This is a genomic window from Paenibacillus sp. sgz302164, from assembly GCF_056120505.1.
The window spans coordinates 72,817-90,595 of sequence record NZ_JBVYOL010000003.1; the positions used below are offsets into that span (position 1 = coordinate 72,817).

Annotated in this window: 13 protein-coding genes; 4 read left to right on the forward strand and 9 right to left on the reverse strand. The window is 53.5% G+C overall.

What is annotated here, in order from left to right; genetic code table 11:
* Positions 1-84 precede the first annotated feature (84 nt).
* Complete coding sequence (locus AC0LWT_RS05950) at positions 85-1,170, reverse strand: lactonase family protein (protein WP_474680315.1); 1,086 nt, start codon at positions 1,168-1,170, stop codon at positions 85-87.
* 88 nt (positions 1,171-1,258) lie between these two features.
* Positions 1,259-1,942 carry a DUF2238 domain-containing protein gene (locus AC0LWT_RS05955; RefSeq protein WP_474680316.1) on the reverse strand — a complete coding sequence of 228 codons (684 nt, stop codon included), beginning with the start codon at positions 1,940-1,942 and terminating at the stop codon, positions 1,259-1,261.
* A gap of 264 nt (positions 1,943-2,206) precedes the next feature.
* On the opposite strand from AC0LWT_RS05955, the gene AC0LWT_RS05960 reads away from it, so the two are divergent.
* Positions 2,207-3,022, forward strand: a complete 816-nt coding sequence (locus AC0LWT_RS05960; RefSeq protein ID WP_474680317.1) for a glycosyltransferase family 2 protein — start codon at positions 2,207-2,209, stop codon at positions 3,020-3,022.
* Here the strand turns inward: AC0LWT_RS05960 and AC0LWT_RS05965 are convergent.
* On the reverse strand, positions 3,017-3,859 hold the full coding sequence (locus tag AC0LWT_RS05965) for a helix-turn-helix transcriptional regulator (RefSeq protein ID WP_474680318.1): 843 nt from the start codon (positions 3,857-3,859) through the stop codon (positions 3,017-3,019). The two genes, AC0LWT_RS05960 and AC0LWT_RS05965, sit on opposite strands and share 6 nt — an antisense overlap.
* 119 nt (positions 3,860-3,978) lie before the next feature.
* Between AC0LWT_RS05965 and AC0LWT_RS05970 the strand changes: the two genes are divergently transcribed.
* Positions 3,979-4,983 (forward strand): Gfo/Idh/MocA family protein, encoded by a 1,005-nt coding sequence (locus AC0LWT_RS05970; protein ID WP_474680319.1) that lies wholly within the window; start codon positions 3,979-3,981, stop codon positions 4,981-4,983.
* A gap of 21 nt (positions 4,984-5,004) precedes the next feature.
* Positions 5,005-5,949 carry an aldo/keto reductase gene (locus AC0LWT_RS05975; protein ID WP_474680320.1) on the forward strand — a complete coding sequence of 315 codons (945 nt, stop codon included), beginning with the start codon at positions 5,005-5,007 and terminating at the stop codon, positions 5,947-5,949.
* 51 nt (positions 5,950-6,000) lie between these two features.
* On the opposite strand, the gene AC0LWT_RS05980 is transcribed toward AC0LWT_RS05975, so the two are convergent.
* The gene (locus AC0LWT_RS05980) at positions 6,001-6,765 is read right to left on the reverse strand and encodes a TIM barrel protein (RefSeq protein WP_474680321.1); all 765 of its coding nucleotides are present in this window, start codon (positions 6,763-6,765) and stop codon (positions 6,001-6,003) included.
* A gap of 126 nt (positions 6,766-6,891) precedes the next feature.
* Here AC0LWT_RS05980 and AC0LWT_RS05985 point away from each other — a divergent pair, with 126 nt between their 5' ends.
* Positions 6,892-7,647: a DeoR/GlpR family DNA-binding transcription regulator gene (locus AC0LWT_RS05985; RefSeq protein ID WP_474680322.1), complete on the forward strand. Its 756-nt coding sequence runs from the start codon at positions 6,892-6,894 to the stop codon at positions 7,645-7,647.
* 58 nt (positions 7,648-7,705) lie between these two features.
* Here the strand turns inward: AC0LWT_RS05985 and AC0LWT_RS05990 are convergent, their stop codons facing one another.
* From AC0LWT_RS05990 to AC0LWT_RS06010, 5 genes are all read right to left on the reverse strand, one after another.
* On the reverse strand, positions 7,706-8,944 hold the full coding sequence (locus AC0LWT_RS05990; RefSeq protein WP_474680323.1) for an MFS transporter: 1,239 nt from the start codon (positions 8,942-8,944) through the stop codon (positions 7,706-7,708).
* Between the two features lie 112 nt (positions 8,945-9,056).
* On the reverse strand, positions 9,057-9,494 hold the full coding sequence (locus AC0LWT_RS05995; RefSeq protein ID WP_474680324.1) for an OsmC family protein: 438 nt from the start codon (positions 9,492-9,494) through the stop codon (positions 9,057-9,059).
* A gap of 30 nt (positions 9,495-9,524) precedes the next feature.
* Positions 9,525-11,246 (reverse strand): methyl-accepting chemotaxis protein, encoded by a 1,722-nt coding sequence (locus AC0LWT_RS06000; protein WP_474680325.1) that lies wholly within the window; start codon positions 11,244-11,246, stop codon positions 9,525-9,527.
* Between the two features lie 46 nt (positions 11,247-11,292).
* The gene (locus tag AC0LWT_RS06005; protein ID WP_474680326.1) at positions 11,293-11,487 is read right to left on the reverse strand and encodes a hypothetical protein; all 195 of its coding nucleotides are present in this window, start codon (positions 11,485-11,487) and stop codon (positions 11,293-11,295) included.
* Positions 11,488-11,741: 254 nt separating this feature from the next.
* The gene (locus AC0LWT_RS06010) at positions 11,742-16,937 is read right to left on the reverse strand and encodes a glycoside hydrolase family 78 protein (protein ID WP_474680327.1); all 5,196 of its coding nucleotides are present in this window, start codon (positions 16,935-16,937) and stop codon (positions 11,742-11,744) included.
* Positions 16,938-17,779: the final 842 nt, after the last annotated feature.

Below are 17,779 nucleotides of genomic sequence, written 5' to 3' on the forward strand. Positions count from 1 at the left end.
CTCGGTTCGTTACATGCAGAAAAGCCTCTGAGGAGCACGTTTAAGACTTGAACGGTTCTTTACAGTTTGAGTCGCATCCGCTCGCTACAAAAACTTGATGCATACCGGGCGCGAAATGCCGAGCGACTGACCGGTATCGGTCAGCCGGCCTGTTGCCGCATCGACGCGGAACACCGTGATGCGGTCCGAGTCCTGGTTCGCCGCGAGCAGGTAATCCCCCTGCGGCGTCAAAGCAAAATTGCGCGGCGTCCGCCCCAGCGTCGCCTGCACCTGGACGAGCGACAGCGCGCCCTGCCGCTCGTCCACCGCGAACACCGCGATGCTGTCATGCCCGCGGTTGGACGCATAAAGAAAGCGGCCATCCGGTGACAGATGGATGTCCGCGCATATGTTCTTGCCGGAGAAACCGGCCGGCAATGTCGAAACGCTCTGCAGCGGGGTCAGCGTGCCCGCTGCCGCATCGTATTGCAGCGTCGTCACGGTGCAATCCAGCTCATTTACCGCATACGCGAAACGGCTGTCTGCGCTGAAAACGAGGTGCCGCGGCCCGGCGCCGGGCGTCAATGCCGCTTCGCCGTGCGGCTCCAGCTTGTGCCCTGCCGCGTCGACGGCCGAGATCACGAGCCTGTCGAGGCCCAGGTCGGCCGAGATCGCGTAGCGGTTATCCGAGTCCACTACGATCGAGTGGGCGTGCGGCGCTTCCTGACGCTCGGCGTTCGGCCCGAGCTCGCCCGCGTGCTTGTGCAGCTGGCTGTGGGCCATCAGGCTGCCGTCTTCCGCAACCGGGAACACGGTAACGCTGCCTCCCAAATAGTTGGCGACGTACACGTTCCGGCTCGTCCGGTCCACGCTGACGTAGCACGGCGCCGCGCCATGCGTCGGCTGCTCGTTCAGCTTCGTCAGCCTGCCGGTCCCGACGTCGATCTTGTAAGCGGCGGCAGCTCCTCCGTACATGCCGTTGTACGTTTCCGTTTCGCTGACCGCATACAGCCTCGACCGGCGATAATCGACCGCCAAAAAAGAAGCGTTCGGCAAATCGTCATAAGTCTCCAAAATGCCAAGCTCGCCGGTACCGGCATCAAACGAACACAACGTAATTCCGACCCTGCTGCCGGCATCCGTATAGGAGCCCGCGTACCATTTATACACGTTTTCATTCGATTCTGCCATAAAGCAGCCTCCCAGCCTTTGTTCCATTTTGTCCCAATCATACAAACCTGTCACTCATTATAACCGATATTGCGCACAAAATGCTTCTTTACGGCCTGAGCCGTTTCTTAACGTATCCGCCCTGCATTTTCCGCCCGATTCGTCCGCACATTGCCGTAATGAGCATCGCTGCGATCGAGCCGTACAAGGCCAGTTCCATATCGTGCTGAGCGTCCCACGGGTCGCCTTGGGTTCCCAGGAACAAGGTCCCGATTTCCGGCGCGACGATGTTCGCCACCCACATCTCGATCAACTCATAAAATGCCCCGCTGGCCAGCACGATCGTACAAGTCAGCGTATACAGCCATTCTTTGCCGAGTCCTGTCCGCGCTTTCAACGCTTCCCGAATCGGATAAGCCAGCAGCAGCCCATAGCTAAAATGAACCAACCGGTCGTAGTGGTTGCGTTCCGTATGAAACCACTCTTTCATCCATGCGCCGGCCAGCGTTTCATTATAAGCATAATGGGCGCCCCACACATGAAGAAACAAAAACAAGGCGATCAACACATAGGACAAATTGGAAAAAACGAACCGACGGTAAGTACCTGCGAGCAGCAGCAGTGCAGCCCAGACCAACAAATTTTCCAAAAACCAGTCAAACCTGCTGGAAGGCTCCGTGGCCAGCCATGTCCATACTGAGACAAATACAACGATGACAGCATGCAGCATCCAGTTCACTCTAAACGGAATTTCCCGGTTCAGCCATACTCCGCGCTTCGGCGTCTGTTTCACGGTTAGATCCCCCCTGCTCTGAAGTTCTCAAGACAAGGGTACCCTGCCGGTCCGGTTTGCCGGAAGTACTAACTTTTAGTAGTACTAAACAGGAAGCTGCAGCTTATCCATGCCAAACAGCCTGCGGCCGTTTGGGCCAGGCTGCTTGCCGATCCTTATGGAACCTCTGTCTATCCACGGTTTCGCTGGCATATTGCAAAAGCGTTGACTATAATGAAACTGAACCGCTTCACAACCAAAGCCCTAACAGGAGGTGCTCCGCTTTTGCCGTCCGCAGAACCGTTAGTTTCCGTCATAATACCAACTTACAATCGGCCCCTGGAGCTGGCTGAACTGATCGAATCGTTATCTGCGCAAACTTATTCGAACCTGCAAATCATCGTTGTCAACGACTGCGGGGAGCCGGTCGATTTCATTCAAAGCTTGTACCCGGAGCTGCACATTGAAGTTGTCAACATGCCCCGCAATCTCAAGCACGTTCATGCCCGTAACCGCGGGCTGCAGGAAGCGCGCGGCGATTACATCATGCTTTGCGATGACGACGACCTGCTGCTGCCCGTTCACGTAGAGCGAATGCTGCAAGAAATCGCGGATTGCGATCTTGTATACACAGATGTCGAGATTTTCGACTATGTAATCGAAGACGGAATCCGCCGGCCGACCAGCCGGTTCGTATTCGCCTACGAGTTCGATGTGCCGGCGATGCGCAGGTTTTCCACCTTTTTCTCGTCAGGCTGCCTGTTCCGCCCGCAGTTGCTCGACGCCCTGGGCCCTTTTGACACCGAAATGTTTCATTACTGGGACTGGGACTTTTTCCTGCGCGCCGTAGAGCAGTTCCGCGTCAAGCGGGCGCCTGTCGCCAGCGTTCTCTATGCCTTCTCCCAGCAGGGCGGCAACATGTCCGGCCAGCTTGACAATATGCGGCCTTACCTGGACAAGCTGTCCGCCAAGCATGGGCTCGGCGAGCTCCCGACCAAAAACTTTTTCCTGCTGCTCGAAGAGCCGGAAGTCAAGAGCCGCCAAGCGGCGACGGAACTGCTTTGGGACGGCCGGCCGATCCGGTCTCGCCTCCGCTCATAGCCGTTTCGGATACAAACTTCGAAATTCGCTGGGCGTCATCCCCTCATGCTCGTGAAAGCGCTGGTTAAAATAACTGGCGCTGGGATACCCCGCTTCTCTGGCGATATCCTTGACGCTGCAATGCTCCTGCTCGATCAGCCGCTGCTTCGCGTACTGCATGCGGCAGAGCGTAATGAACGAAAGCGGCGTCATCGAAGTCGCCTTGCGGAACAGCTTGCAAAAATAGTGCGGACTGACTCCCGCACGCTCCGACCATTCCTCCAGCACAAACGGCTCGCACGCTTTTTGCTGCATCTCGGACAGCAGCGCCAAAATCCGGTCAATCGACTCCGTTCCTCTATTCGCTCCCGTAAGCGGCGCGGCATAGCTCATAAATTCGGCGAGAATCGTATACGTGAGCGAAGTCAGCTTCGTCGTCCGCAAAATGCTGTTCGCCTCCGCTTCCAGCAGCAGTTCATCCATCGCCTCCTCCAGCTCGCTCCACCGCTTCAACGTCCAAAGATTGCGAAAAAAACCTTTCTCCAGCAAAAACTCCTTCAAATGATCCCCGTAAAAATGCACCCAGCGCACGTCCCACGGGTCTTCCTTGCTGCTGTAATAGTTCTGCTTCTGCAGCGGATAAAACAAAAAGGCGTCGCCCCTTTGCAGCGTATGCGCCGTACCGTCCAGTACTACGTATCCTTTGCCGGCGGTCACGAAGTGCAGGCTGTAGCTGGCCCACGCGCCTTCAGCACGATCCACGATATGATTCGGCACATTTCTGTACCATCCGACGGATTCGGGAAAAATAAAGTATGGCGAGTTTTGCAGCGTTGGCAGCATCACATGTCTGGACATACATCCTCCTGATGACAATATTACGATATCTAATGCAATATATTATTATATTCATTTTAATCAACTGCTTTTATAATGACAATATAACGCTATTAAAAAAGAATGGAGTGTTGTTTTTCATGTCAAAACTACGCTGGGGCATTTTGGGCTGCGCCAACATCGCCATCCGGGCTTGCATTCCGGGCATCCGCCAGTCGGAAACGGGCGAAGTAGCCGCGATCGCAAGCCGCGATTTGGACAAATCGCAAAAAAACGCCGAGTCTTTAAACATCCCGAAAGCTTACGGCAGTTACGAAGAGCTCATCGCCGATCCCGATATCGACGCCGTGTACATACCGCTGCCGAATCATTTGCATAAAGAATGGACCATTCGTGCCGCCGAAGCCGGCAAGCATGTGCTTTGCGAGAAGCCTGCCTCGCTTACGGCCGCTGAAACGGAAGAAATGATCGCCGCCTGCGCCAAAGCCGGCATACATTTCGCCGAAGCGTTCATGTACCGGCACCATCCGCGCTACGAACGGATCCGCGAAATTATCGCATCCGGTGAAATCGGCGAGGTCCGGGGCATTCACGGCACTTTCACGTTCAACAACCCCGGAGCCACAGGGAACGTCCGCTTTGACAAGCAAATGGGCGGCGGCTCGCTGTACGATGTTGGCTGCTATCCGATCAGCGCGGCAAGACTCATTCTCGGACGAGAGCCGGAAGCGGTTACAGCTCACGCCTTTTTCTCGCCGCAGCATGACGACGTCGACATGGTCATGTCCGGGCTCGTCGAGTTCAGCGGCGGCGTCGCGCTGACGTTCGATTGCGGCATGTGGGCGAATTTCCGCAACACCGTGGAAGTGCTGGGAACGACAGGCCGCATCGAGGTTCCGTCCGCCTTTATTACGCCTACGGAGGAGAGCGGGCATTTCATCGTATGGAATGCCGACGGCCGCCGCGAAGAGAAAGCCCCGTTCCTGAACCAATACGCGCTCCAAGCCGACGATATGGCCTATGCGGTATGGGGCAAAAAGCCTCAGCGCTTTGCTCCTTCCGATGCGGTCCTGAATATGAAAGTGATCGATGCTTGTCTGCAATCAGCCAGGGAGCGAAGCCGAATCGTTCTCTCTCACTCATAATCGGAAAGGTTGGGAAACGCAATGAAACATATCCAAATCAACGGGCTGAACAAGCCCGTCTCCCAGCTCATCATGGGCTCGGATTTTTTCAGGCTGGACAATGGCGACGAAGTGAGTCAAATTTTGGAGCATTATTTGGCGATCGGCGGAAATACGATCGATACGGCCTTTATCTACTGCGGAGGGGAAAGCGAGCAAGCCCTCGGCATTTGGCTGGACGCGATGAACAACCGCGAACAGATCAATATTTTTACAAAAGGCGCGCATCATGACCAGAACGGCCCGCGCGTGAACCGCGAGGCGATTCGCAGCGATTTGCTGACGAGCTTGGAGCGGCTGCGCACCCCTTACGTCGATTTGTACGCTCTGCACCGCGACGATCCCGCGACTCCGGTCGGCGCGATTATCGAAGCGCTGAACGAACAGGTGGAAGCCGGAACGATCCGCGCATTCGGCGGTTCCAACTGGACGCACCAGCGCATTCAGGAAGCCAACGAATATGCCGCACAGCACGGTCTGATCGGCTTCAGCTTCAGCAGCCCCAACCTCAGCCTCGCCAAGGCGAACGAGCCGTTCTGGGCAGGCTGCGTGTCGGCCGACGAGCACACCTTGCAGTGGCATGCGGCGAATCAGTTTCCGCTGCTCTCCTGGTCTGCGCAAGCGCGGGGCTTTTTCAGCGGCAGGTTCACGCCCGACATCCGGGACAATGCCGATCTCGTGCGCGTATTTTACAGCGATGCCAACTGGGAACGGCTTCACCGCGCCGAGCAGCTGGCTGCCGAGAAAGGCGTTACCACGATTCAAATCGCGCTCGCTTACGTGCTGAACCAGCCGTTCCCGGCGTGCGCGCTGATCGGTCCCCGCAGCGAAGCCGAAATGCTGTCGTGCAGCGCCGGCGCGCAGCTGGTATTAACTCCGCAGGAGCTCGAATGGCTCGACTTGACGCAGGAAGCGTTAAAAGCGTGAAACAAACCGCCCCGGATTGCATGATTCCGTGCAATCCGGGGCGGTCTCCCGTTACAGCCTGGCGAGAATATCGTTTTTGAACTGCTCGACGGCTTGATCCGTATCGATCGTGTAGCCGCACTCCAGTCCTACAAAACCGTCGAACCCTGTATCTTGAATCGCTTTCAAAATATTCACGTAATTGAGCTCGCCGGTTCCCGGCTGCTTGCGTCCCGGATTGTCCGCGATATGATAATGGCTAATGCGCTCCCGATAGGCTGTCGCATTGCGAATCACGTTGCCCTCCGTTATCTGTTGGTGATACACGTCGAACACCAGCTTGACCCGCTCGCTGCCTACGGCGTCAATCACTGCCGCCGCTTCGTCGGAGCGCTGCAAATAATGGCCCGCGTGATCGACCAGCCCGTTGAGCGGCTCTATTTCCAGCACGATGCCCGCGTCCTCAAGCAGCGGCGCGCACTGCTTCAGCGTCTCGATCATCGCTTCCCGCTGCAGCTCCCTGGGGACGCCGGCTCTTTCGCTGCCGGTCTGGGTAATAATCGCCGGGATGTTCAGCCTGCGGCACGCCTCGATCGTCTCGCGAAGAGCGCTTACATAAGCTTCTCTGTAAGCCGGATCAACCAGATTGAACACCTTAGTGCAGGTGCTGATGATGCCCACGCCGATCCGCTCCTGCTCCGCAGCAAACCGCTGCAAATCGCCAAGCCCCCACCACTGGTACAGCTCCAAACCATCAAACCCGTGCTCCTTAACCTTTTCCAAATGATACACTGCATCTTTACCCGGATACGCTCCGATGCAAAGGGAATACTTCAATGCCCGACACCCCTTTCCCAATCTATCTACAGCTTATCCGATGATGGACGTTTTATCAATCGGCATGATAAGATACAAGTAAGCGTTACCGCTATTAAGGAAAGCTGTTACTCTTTAGGAGGGCCCATGGGAAAGACCGACATTCGCCGGGATGCGATTATGCAGATCATTAAAGATAAAGGCTCCATCGCGCTGACCGACATTGTGCAGCAGTTCGCCGTTTCCGAAGCTACCGCCAGGCGGGACCTCGAAATTCTCGAACAGGAGAAACGGTGCATCCGCACTTTCGGCGGCGCCGTACTGGAAAGCTTGAAGGTAGAAGTGCCGTTTTTTAAAAAAATGGACCTGTATACCGAGGAGAAAAAAGAAATCGCCGAGAAAGCGGTCCGCTTGATCGAGGACGGCGACATTATCGGGCTGACCGGCGGCACGACGACGACGTTTATCGCCAAAAAGCTCAACCAATTCAAAAACTTGACCGTCATCACCAATGCGGTCAATATCGCATACGAGTTGATCGGCACGCCCAGTCTGCAGCTCATCGTTACAGGCGGCGTTATCCGGACGCAGACGTTCGAGCTCTCCGGCCCGCTGGCTAATGCGACGCTGGACAATCTCAGCATCCGCAAAACGTTTCTGGGCGTAGACGGGGTTTCCTTGTCCCGCGGCATGATGATTTACAACGAGCTGGAAGCGGAAACGAACCGCTGCATGATGCGCAGGTCCATGGAAACGTATCTTGTGGCCGATCATTCCAAATTCAGCCGCAGCTCCTTGTTCGTCATCGGCGATGTCCGCGAGACGACCGGCATTTTGAGCGACTCTGCCGTATCCCGCGAGATGATGGACGCTTACCAGGAAGCGGGAGCGCCTTTTCTGTAAAAACAAAAACCTCGATCTTCCACGGCCGATGCCGTCGAGACCGAGGTTTTTTCGATTTTTAAGATGCCGTCTGCGCTTCCGGACTTCCCTCGCTCTGCGATTGAGGCCTGTATTTCAACGAAGGCAGCATCACGATGACACCGATAACAAATAAAGCTGCGGAAGCCAGATAGATCGAATTAAGCGGAAACAGTGCCTTCAAATAACCCGCCAAGCTCATCGTAATGACCATCGCTCCCATAAAGAGCGGGTTCAGGATGCCATTTACCCTGCCAACAAAAGCTTCATCCGTGTAGCCGAGAATCATCGTACTGATGCCGATTTGAATGGCCGGCATGACGAAGCCCGAGCAGAACTGGGCGGCAAGCGCAAGCCATAACAGATGGGTATTGCCCATAACCGAGATCGTAACGACGCTGACGACCATGCCTGCGACAAGCATTGCCTGGGGCGTCATTTTTTTGCTGAACCCCATCGTCAAAGCGCCGCCCATAATCATCGCGACGCCGTTAGTCGCAATAAACCATTGCAGATTCTCTTTGGGCAGGGACAGATTTTCCGTCACGATGTAAAGACCGAGCGGACTGATCAGTCCGAGTCCCAGTCCTGCGACGGCGAAGCATCCGCCAAGCATCAGCAGTATTTTGCGCTTGAACACGTACCTGAAGCCTTGCGCCATCTCATTGAAAATATGCGTAGGCTCCTGCTTTTCGGAAGATTCGGTTTGGCGGTCCGGCGGCAGAAAAGTAAGAACGAGGGCGGAGATCAGAAAGCAGACGCCCATAATGCCGACGCCGACTTCAATGCCGAAATGGAAGTAGACGAAGGTGCCCAGGATCGGACCGAGTATCATAAATATCGCGAACATCGATTGGTACATGGACATGCCCAGTTGGATTTGCGATTCCGGCACATGGAGCTTGAACAACTTCATACCGGACGGCTGGGAAAATTGCGACAAAATCGAAGATACGAGCGTTGCAAAGAAAATCGCTTTCCAGGAACCGTAAGCGAGCGTGAACATAACGACGAACACCGAAACCGCGCTAAGTATATCGCACCATACCATCGTCAGCTTGGGCCGCCAACGGTCGGCAAACGTTCCGCCGATGAATGAGAACAAAAAGATCGGTGCATATTCGGCGACGGAGATTAATGAAACCGCATAAGGATCATTTCCCGTTTGATCCGTAACGTAAAGCAGTACGGCAAAATTGCGGACCCAAATGCCGATCTGGAGAAACAGGCCCGACAGCAAAATCGCCTGGACGAAACGGTTGGCAAAAAAAGTACGCATGCTTGGCGCCTGGGTTGATGCAGACTGTGACATAAATGAAAAAGCACCCCTTTCCATCCCAGTCTATCCAATGAGGGGGGCCAGCGTCTAGTGAATGAAGTCATATGACCGGTCACATGAAATGCAGCTCCGGTTCGACGACGATGTCGACGTTTCCTTTGAGCGCCTTGCTGATCATACAGGTTCGCTCCGCGCGAACGGCCGCTTTGCGGAGCTTATCCGCCTGCTCCGGCATAAAACCTGCAGGGACGGCGATAACCGGTTTGTGGACGATTTTGTCGACCTTCATCGCCGGGTTTGCGGCTACAAACAGCTCCGATACAAGCTCAAGCCGTTCAATTCCTTGCCGCTGCACGAGCGCCGCCAGCGAAATGAGATAGCAGGCCGCGGCCGCTCCGAGCAGCAGCTCCTCCGGATTGCTTCCGACGCCCGGACCGGCAAGCTCCGCCGGTACGGAAATTGCGGTGTCCAGCTTGCCCGAAGCAAGCTCTCCGGCGCCATGCAAACCTCCCGACCAACGGGCCGCCAATTCAAACCGATGAATGCCCATACTTGCCGCTCCCCCCTGTCCCTGTAGACGTTAAACTTTAAAACGATCGATCAGCTGTCTGAGCTCCGCCGACATCGCTTTAAGCGAATCCGCGGATTGGCTTACCTCGTTCATGGATACCAGCTGCGAGCCGGAAGAGTCCGCGATTTCCCGGAAATGCTGTGCCGCGTGCCGCGAAATGCGCTCCAGCTCGTCGACGGACGCGGCCGCTTCTTCGGAGCCGGCCGATACTTCCTCCGACGCGGCGGAGACGTCCTGGAGCTGCGCGGTCATCCGCTCCAGCCCGGCGACAATGTCGCCGAACGCGCCGCCGGCGTCCCGGACGATGCCGAGGCCGGCCTGCACTTCCGCCGAGCTCGCCGCCATGCTGGCAGACAGCGAGGCCGTCTGCTCCAGGATCGCCTCGATCAGCTCGGCGATCCGCTGTGAGGAAGCTTGCGACTGATTCGCAAGCTTCCTCACCTCCTCGGCCACGACAGCGAAGCCGCGGCCGTTCTCGCCCGCGCGCGCCGCTTCGATCGCCGCGTTCAGCGCCAGGAGATTGGTCTGCGACGCAATCTCCGCCATCATCGAGACGATCTCGCCGATTTCGCCGGATCGTCCTTCCAAATGCTTCGTTGCGGCGGCCATGTGCGCCGACGTCGTCACGATCGCCTCCATCCGGCTGACCGCCGTGACGATGGAGGCGTTGCCGCGGTGCTCATCCCGGGTCGTCTGCTTCGACACTTCCGCGACGATGGAGGCCGATTCGGCGATGCGCTGCATCCCGGATGTCATTTCCTCCATCGCCTTGGTCATTTCCGCCGCGTGCCGCACCTGCGTCTGCGCGCCTTGCGACGCCTCCCGGATGTTCGCCGCGATCGCATGGCTCGCCGATGTCGCATGGCGCGCGTGATCCGCCACGCCTACCGATGCGCCGAGCAGCTTGTCCGAGCTGCCGCGAATCCCCCGGATCACCGTCCTCGTGTCGGATACCAAAAGCCCGAAAGCCGCCGCCAGCCCTCCGATCTCATCCTTGCAGTTCACTGGGATTTCGACCGTCATATCGCCTTCGCCGACTTTGGCCACCTGCGCAGTCAGCCTGATTAACGGCCGCGTCAAGTAGCGGGCCAGCCCGAACACGACCAGCATGCTGACGGCAAAAACGCCCGCCGCGACGCCGATCATCGTCTTCCTGGAAGCATCCATCAATGCGTAAACTTCCGTCGCATCCAAATCGGCCCCGACGACGCCAAGCAGCTTGCCGTCCTTCCCTTTAAACGGCACATAGGCGGTAATCGTCGCTCCGAACTCATCCCTGGACAAATCGCCGATCATGACCTGTCCTTCCTCGAACGCCTTGATCATCCCCGGATAGCCATGCCCCTCTTCGCTCCCCAAAGGCGAAAAATCCCCGTCCTTCGCATCGGCCGGAGCCCCGTCCACCATATAAACGTAGGAGGCTTTCCCGTCTTTTTCCGTTTTTCCGAGCGTGTATACATATTTGAAGCCGTTCGTTTCCCGCAATGCATTAAGCTCCGCACGCAGCTTTTTATAATATTCCGTTTCCGCTCCGGACTTGAGACTCAGGCCCGCATACGCTTCCGCATCGATCAGTTTGGCCGCGCGTTCCGCAACGGCCTTTGCCTGAAGTCCCATGGAATTTTCCACCAACTTGCCGGAAGAGCGGTACAGCGTAAATCCTAGAACCGTTCCCGCAATCAAAATAAGACCCGAGAAAAACAAAACCATGCGTGCCAACAAACTGTTCAACCTGCAAAACTCCCCTTCCTAATCCCTTATGCTTTTTGACATTATTCTACATGAAACCGTTCTCTTTGCCCAATGTTTTTTGGAAATTTCCGGCATCAAAAACATACTTCCGTATAGCAAATAAAAGCCGCTTCTTCATCCTGCCGGACAAAGAAACGGCCTCTTTATAAAGTTGATATTCATGAATTTGCATAAGAAGCGTGTCTGAATCAAAACAACGAAAGCCCTGCCTCTCTTCCATCCTTGCGGCTCCGATGACCGCGCCAGTGAGAATTGTCTAACAAACGCCTGCCGAAACACCGTAACGCCTGCCTCGGGTTTACCTGTAAATGAGCATCTTGCGCGTAAGGAGAAAGAAACATGGAAGGGAATTGCTTTCATCTCGCTAAACATTTTAAAGGGGTAAATGAGGTTTTGGTACGAAGTGTTTATATACTTCATTTATATCAATTTACATATAATACTACGTACCATATGCAATTGTCAACACCTCATTCATTGAACCCGATGAACGCCAACGGTTTTGTTTGCGCTGCCGATGATACGGACGGCAATATCCTCCGTTCGCACGACTCCGTTCATGTAACGGATTTGAAAATGAATCGTCTGCAGCCCTTCAGGCAGCCCCGCGGTAAGAGAAAGAAATCTTTCATCGAACAGCTGCCCTCTAAATGAAGCAGGGTCGGCCGGATCGGGCGCTAATTTGGCGGATACATACAAAGAATGGCCGTCCTGCCCTGTCGTATCAATCCAGGCCAAAGCTTCGGCAACCGGAGCCGGGGAGCTTCGGGTCGAGACAACGAATATTTCGCCCGAATAAAAGTCCTTCGGATGCTCGGTCGTTCGGTGCCCTTTGCTTTCATGGTAGGCGAGCCATCGATCCGTATAAGTCACATCCGATTGAATCGTTAACGGTGACGCCGCGACGATTTTTTCCGCGTGAGCCGACGCATATCCGTCGGAAACCGTCAACGATACTGTGTAAGGACCCGGTATGCCAAAAAGATAAGCTGCGTGCTGTGTCCTGAACACGGCAACGTCTCCACTTGGAGTCGAAATCTTCCATTCGTAAGTTAACGGATCGCCGTCGGCATCCGACGACAGATTCGTAAAATGAACCCAATCCCCTTCCCATACGGGCTTCGGCGACCAGTCAAAATCAGCGGCAGGAGGCCGATTGATGTACATCCAGGTCTGTTCGGAGTACGGGGACCAGACATATCCGTCAAAAACACGAACGCGAACACGCAGCTTTTGGCCGGCCGGCAAATCCGCAGGCACCGCCCACGTCCCCGTATTGGAAACGGTCCCCTGCCAGTGCTGGCCGGAATCGAGGATCATCTCGTCATTAGCTTCATTCGTCACCTGAATTTGAAAGTACGTAAACGTTGTCCCCGGATCAGGGTCAGTCTGCCGCCACTGCAGCGTCGGCCGCAAGCTGTTAACAATCGTTGGATTGGCTTGCGTTCCATCCGGAACGGTCATCGCCGCCACCGGCGGACGATTGGTAACCATCCAGCCGATATTCGACCAACCGGACCAGACAAGACCGTCATTGACCCTGACGGCGGCTTGATATTTTTGACCGAGCTGCAAGCTTTGCGTTAGCGTCCACTGAGCGGTTGATGCTGTTGTCCCTTGCGGTTGAACTCCGGAAGCGGCGGCGACATTGCCGCCCTCGTCCTTGACGATGACCTCGTACGCTGCAAAAACAGTGCCCGCATCGGGATCCGTCTGATTCCACGTAATCGTAGGGGTCAGCGTGTTCACGTAGCTTGGGCTTGCTTGCGTTCCGTCCGGGAACGTCAGGACCGCTGCCGGCGGATTGTTCGCAACCGGCACGCTTACATTGATGCTTTGATCGTACCAATCGCTCCAAAGCCCATCCTCCTGCATGACGGCTTCGCTGATGACGTAAGTGCCGTTTTGATTCGGCCGGCTCGGGAATCCGTAGGCCGCAGTGCCGTCAGGCGCCGTATACTTCCACAATCGGCCGAAAATACCGCGGCTATTTTCATAGCCGGCTTGAACGTTTGTCGTGCTGAGCCAGTGGTCCGGATCGTAGCTTTGATCCGTATATCCCAGCGTATGGTCCGCGTTTTCATACACCGTAAAAAGGGCAACCGGCAGACGAACCGCCTTGACGTACTGTGTGTACGGCTCCGACAATTTGCTGTAGGAGCTGAACGTTCCGTCCGCATAAGTGTAAGGCCGCGGCGACGGGTCGTCCGCAATTTGATAATCGACCTTAAAATACCCGACGCGATAAAGCGAAGCGTTTGGCGAACCGATGACCTGATTATCGTATGAGTTGGCCGGAGGCGCATCCGAGTAGCCGTCCCCTGCATCAAGATATTTGTATGGCTGCTCATTCGTAAATGTCCATTTCACCGTTTCCGGCCGCGCCGGATCGCCTTCCGGATCGTTGTAATTTACCGAGTACTGTATCGGATTGCCGACGACGACGACGTTGCCCAAATATTTCGTACCCGGTCCGTCCAGAACGGTAACGTTTTTAAACTCCGTACCCGCCTTAGTCGCATAAATCCCGTACATGCCGTTCTCGGCAATTGCCCGGTCGTATACATCGATGATCAATGCCCCGTTCACATAAACTTTAATATGGTCGGCAGAAACTTTGATTTTGCCGTTAGCAAAGGTATACGCCGGGATCGGAAACGCCTTCGATTTGATGACCGTCCGAACGCCGTTTACATAAGCGACGAGCGAGGTGGTATTCGTGTCATTTTCAACCCGATAAAAATTCAAACGGTCTTTCATCCGGAAGGAAAATCCGGCCGTCTCGTTCGCCTTCGTTGCACCCGAAAACTTAAACGCATAGGTGAACTCGCCATTTTGATTGTTGGCCGCCGGGTCATACAGCTGTCCGGACGTGAAATAAGGTTCTTTCCCGGCAGTAGACGTTAGCGAGCCGCTATAGTAAAACTCACGATCATCGTAATAGGTGTGCGCTCCTCCACCCGACGCCCTTGACTGCCAAACCGTATGCACTTGCAGTACCAATTCGCCCTCATTAACGATGTTCAGAGCTTGTATGTACGTGCCAACGTCCCAATAATCGCCGGCATCATTGCTTCCGTGTGCGAACGAGCCCACAGTCATAGTTTTGGTTAAAGTGCCATTGTTTAGATTGATTTGGGTTAATTGAACGGTTCCCCCGGTAGCCACGGCACAATATAGCTGCCCGTCTTTTGTTATGGCATAAGCTCCATGATTGCCGGCTGTAACTATGCAAGCGTTGGCAGGGACCGACCAAACGAGATTTCCGTCCCAATCGTATGCTCTGCCTCCCGATGTGACAATCAGATTCTTGTACGTTCCGGCAATGGTTTCCCTGTAAGTCAACTGAGCTTTTTGCAGGTGACTGCCATCGGAACCATTTCGGATATACAACCAGGATTCCATGATAGTTGGTGCATATGTCGGTTGATCTGTTATGACATAAGCGAACTTGGACAAGTCAGGACTCACGGCTGTAATTTTGCTTGGCGTAATATGGTTGCGAACATCGCCGAAGTTCCAATGATCGGTATCCGTCGATAAAACCGCCCATTGCTGAACACCATCGACGTTTTTGACGTAATAGGCGCCGGAAACAGAATAAAACGGGATCGCTCCGCTGTGGTTGTCTGAGCGCAAGCCGGATGGATCGTTGTAATTTGATGCTTTATCCGCACAAAAATTGGAGCATTCCCATTCTAATTTTGCAGAACTTGCAACCGTGTAGGGCTGGCTCAAATCAATTCCGTTATACGGGACATTGTTATTAGTCAAAATCGGTACATCGTAGACAGCCGCGTTCTTTAGCGTTCCGCTGCTTGTTTTATACCAGTTGGAACCGGTCGTCATATCGCCATCTAACGAAGTTCGCGAATACCCGAGCAGCGCGTCTATAGAGATCGGCGTCGGCAAGCTTAGTGCCGGAGGATTGTACGCCCCTGCCATCGTAAACGTGGCATTCGGTGAATCATTGTCAACTTCGAAGTAGACTGTCTTCGAAGCGGATTTTTTATACCCCAAACCTTCCTGAATAAATATATCCATCTTGCACTTGCCCACCCGCGTTGGCGTATAAAAAATATATCCGCTTGCGTCCTTGGAAACCATTATAGACGTTTCATCTGCATAGGAACCGTCATTGTTCGTATCACAGGTGATCTTATTCGTATGGACTGCGATCGGATCATCGTCCGGGCTGTAACTGGTATCCTGAAATACCATTTGGTTTCCGCGCATTCCTGTGCCCGGGTTCACGATCTGAACGATGGGCGGCAAATCGGGCTGCACGGGGAGAATTTTGACAGCAGGTGCCAAAGAGCAAAATCCGGCACTATCGCAAACATCCAATTGAATCGTATAATCGCCGGGGCTTGCATAATAAGTCGAGTACGTGCCGTGCCAATCGAAGCTGACGATTGAATTTCCTTTTGGGCTGTAGCTGGAGACTCCGCTAATGAGCGGAGTAAATGTTCTGCCCTCTACGACTTTGCGCGGAATAGAGATTACAGGTATCGGATTCGGGTACGTCACATCCACATTAGCCGTTACTTTTGACGTGTTGCCGCAATAGTCCGTCGCATAGACATCAATGGTATGTATACCGATATCAGCTCCCGTCAATATCATGCTGAAGCCAAAAGAATAGCGATCATCGTGCGTGTACGGGCTGCCGTATAGGTCCACATATTTTTTTAGCCATGCATCTTTTGCCGCTGCGCTGGCCCAATCCCATGTAAAATAAAAGGCATCGCCGTCCACATCCCGCGGATACGGAGGGTCCGACTGATTATCGTAAATGATTTGCAAGTCCAGCCAATCGCCGGGAAACGCTTTTGTGACCGCATTCACTGCCCCGCTGTTCCCGTGGTTAACAAAGCCCGCTTTGAATACCGGCGGTTGATTGGAAGGGGTGCATGAAGCCGGCGTAGTAATCGTAAACGTCTTCGGTCCGATTGTTTGGATGGTGCCGCATGACGTTACAACCTTGAGTATAACCGAGACGGTTCCTACTCCGATCCCTCCGGGATAAGGCGGGCCATTAAAGCCTTGGTTGCTGGCTTGTGTATTTGTGACAGACCAAGTTGAACTTCCTTGCGTGACGGTCCATGTAACGGTCTGGAGCGTGCAATCTTGACCGCCTGTTACGGAAACAGTTGGATAAAAGGTATTGGATTGACCGAAAGGGATCGTGGATTTTTCGATGGTAAAGTTGGCCGTTACGACCTCAGGGCCTCCCCCTTCGCCGCCTCCACTGCAAGAAGCAACGGGTGTAACCGAATATGATTTGCTGTTATCCGCCGTATCGCTCTCTCCGCTTACAGCATCGATGATGACAGCTACCGAATAGCTCGACGTTCCTCCGAATGTTTTGGTAAAAGTTTCAGTTTTACTCGATGACGCTGCTAACCCTGAATAACTAAACGTTTTGAACGTCGATCCGTCAATCAGTACTTTTACGTTGAAGGAAGAAGTTACGTTCGTTCCACCCGAGTTGGAAAAAGTGAAAGTAAACACTGTCGCTTTACCCGCTTCAACACAGGAGGGCAAAGTCATATGAATATTTCCCAAGTTCGGAGGGCCTGTTGCATTCTCATAAGAAATTTCAATATGATCGGGATATTTATAGGTGTTTGATTTTAAATTGACTGTGAATGCGGCATAGTAAACCATTACCTTTGCTCCGGGTAAAGCTAGCTGTTTTACATAATCAGATTCGTAATTCAAATCTTGTTTGTAAAAAACTTCATAATAATCCGATGTTATACCTTTCGTTTCAACATAACGAGTCGAAGCAAAATCTGTTGTGCCATCTGGAACAGATTCTGGCCCTTTAACTATAGTTTCTTTTAAAATGGTCGCCGTAGCCGTGATGTCGGAAACATTAACAATTATTGAAGGAATTTCGGTTGAACTATTTTCGATTTTATAGGTTTTTTTTCGATTAGCTTTTAGAGACAATCCAGCCCCTTCACAATTCGGACTTTTTGGCATAAGATATCCATTTACGTTTTCCGTATAATCACGGCCCGAGTTATCTGCACAGCCAGTAGCCCCATCCTGATACCAATCTAATGTTCTTCCCGGACTGTTAGGGGCATATCGATACCAAGCAAAATATCCCTGTGCTGAGTCATTTCCAATCGATTCTACAGCTACAGGTGTACCTAAAAAGTTAACCCCTTGAGTGTTCCATGTAGACAAACCGGCTGCCTCATCAATGGTCTTAACTTTTTGTCCCTCTCGATAGAATGATAACTCTTTAATGATTTTCCCTGTAGGAGCAGTTATAGAAAAAGGATTCGTATTCGCTGTTTTTGAATCACTATACACAGCTTTATCGCCAAGCTGAGAATTAACTGCATAAGTCATATTCCTTGTCTCATCAGGTGTACTGCTCGATACTGCATTTGCAATGGGCCAGTCGATATATTGTATTGGGAATATTTGAATTGCTAACAAAAACAACATCAAAATACTTATATATTTTAATTTGATCTGCTTTTATCCCCCTT

Excerpts from the sequence above, each read along its gene's own strand:
- AC0LWT_RS05975 (WP_474680320.1), top strand. The coding sequence starts at position 5,005 with ATGAAACATATCCAAATCAACGGGCTGAACAAGCCCGTCTCCCAGCTC.
- AC0LWT_RS06005 (WP_474680326.1), bottom strand. The coding sequence starts at position 11,487 with ATGGAAGAGAGGCAGGGCTTTCGTTGTTTTGATTCAGACACGCTTCTT.
- AC0LWT_RS05990 (WP_474680323.1), bottom strand. The coding sequence starts at position 8,944 with ATGCGTACTTTTTTTGCCAACCGTTTCGTCCAGGCGATTTTGCTGTCG.
- AC0LWT_RS05970 (WP_474680319.1), top strand. The coding sequence starts at position 3,979 with ATGTCAAAACTACGCTGGGGCATTTTGGGCTGCGCCAACATCGCCATC.
- AC0LWT_RS05985 (WP_474680322.1), top strand. The coding sequence starts at position 6,892 with ATGGGAAAGACCGACATTCGCCGGGATGCGATTATGCAGATCATTAAA.
- AC0LWT_RS06010 (WP_474680327.1), bottom strand. The coding sequence starts at position 16,937 with ATGGTTTACTATGCCGCATTCACAGTCAATTTAAAATCAAACACCTAT.
- AC0LWT_RS05950 (WP_474680315.1), bottom strand. The coding sequence starts at position 1,170 with ATGGCAGAATCGAATGAAAACGTGTATAAATGGTACGCGGGCTCCTAT.
- AC0LWT_RS05995 (WP_474680324.1), bottom strand. The coding sequence starts at position 9,494 with ATGGGCATTCATCGGTTTGAATTGGCGGCCCGTTGGTCGGGAGGTTTG.
- AC0LWT_RS05965 (WP_474680318.1), bottom strand. The coding sequence starts at position 3,859 with ATGTCCAGACATGTGATGCTGCCAACGCTGCAAAACTCGCCATACTTT.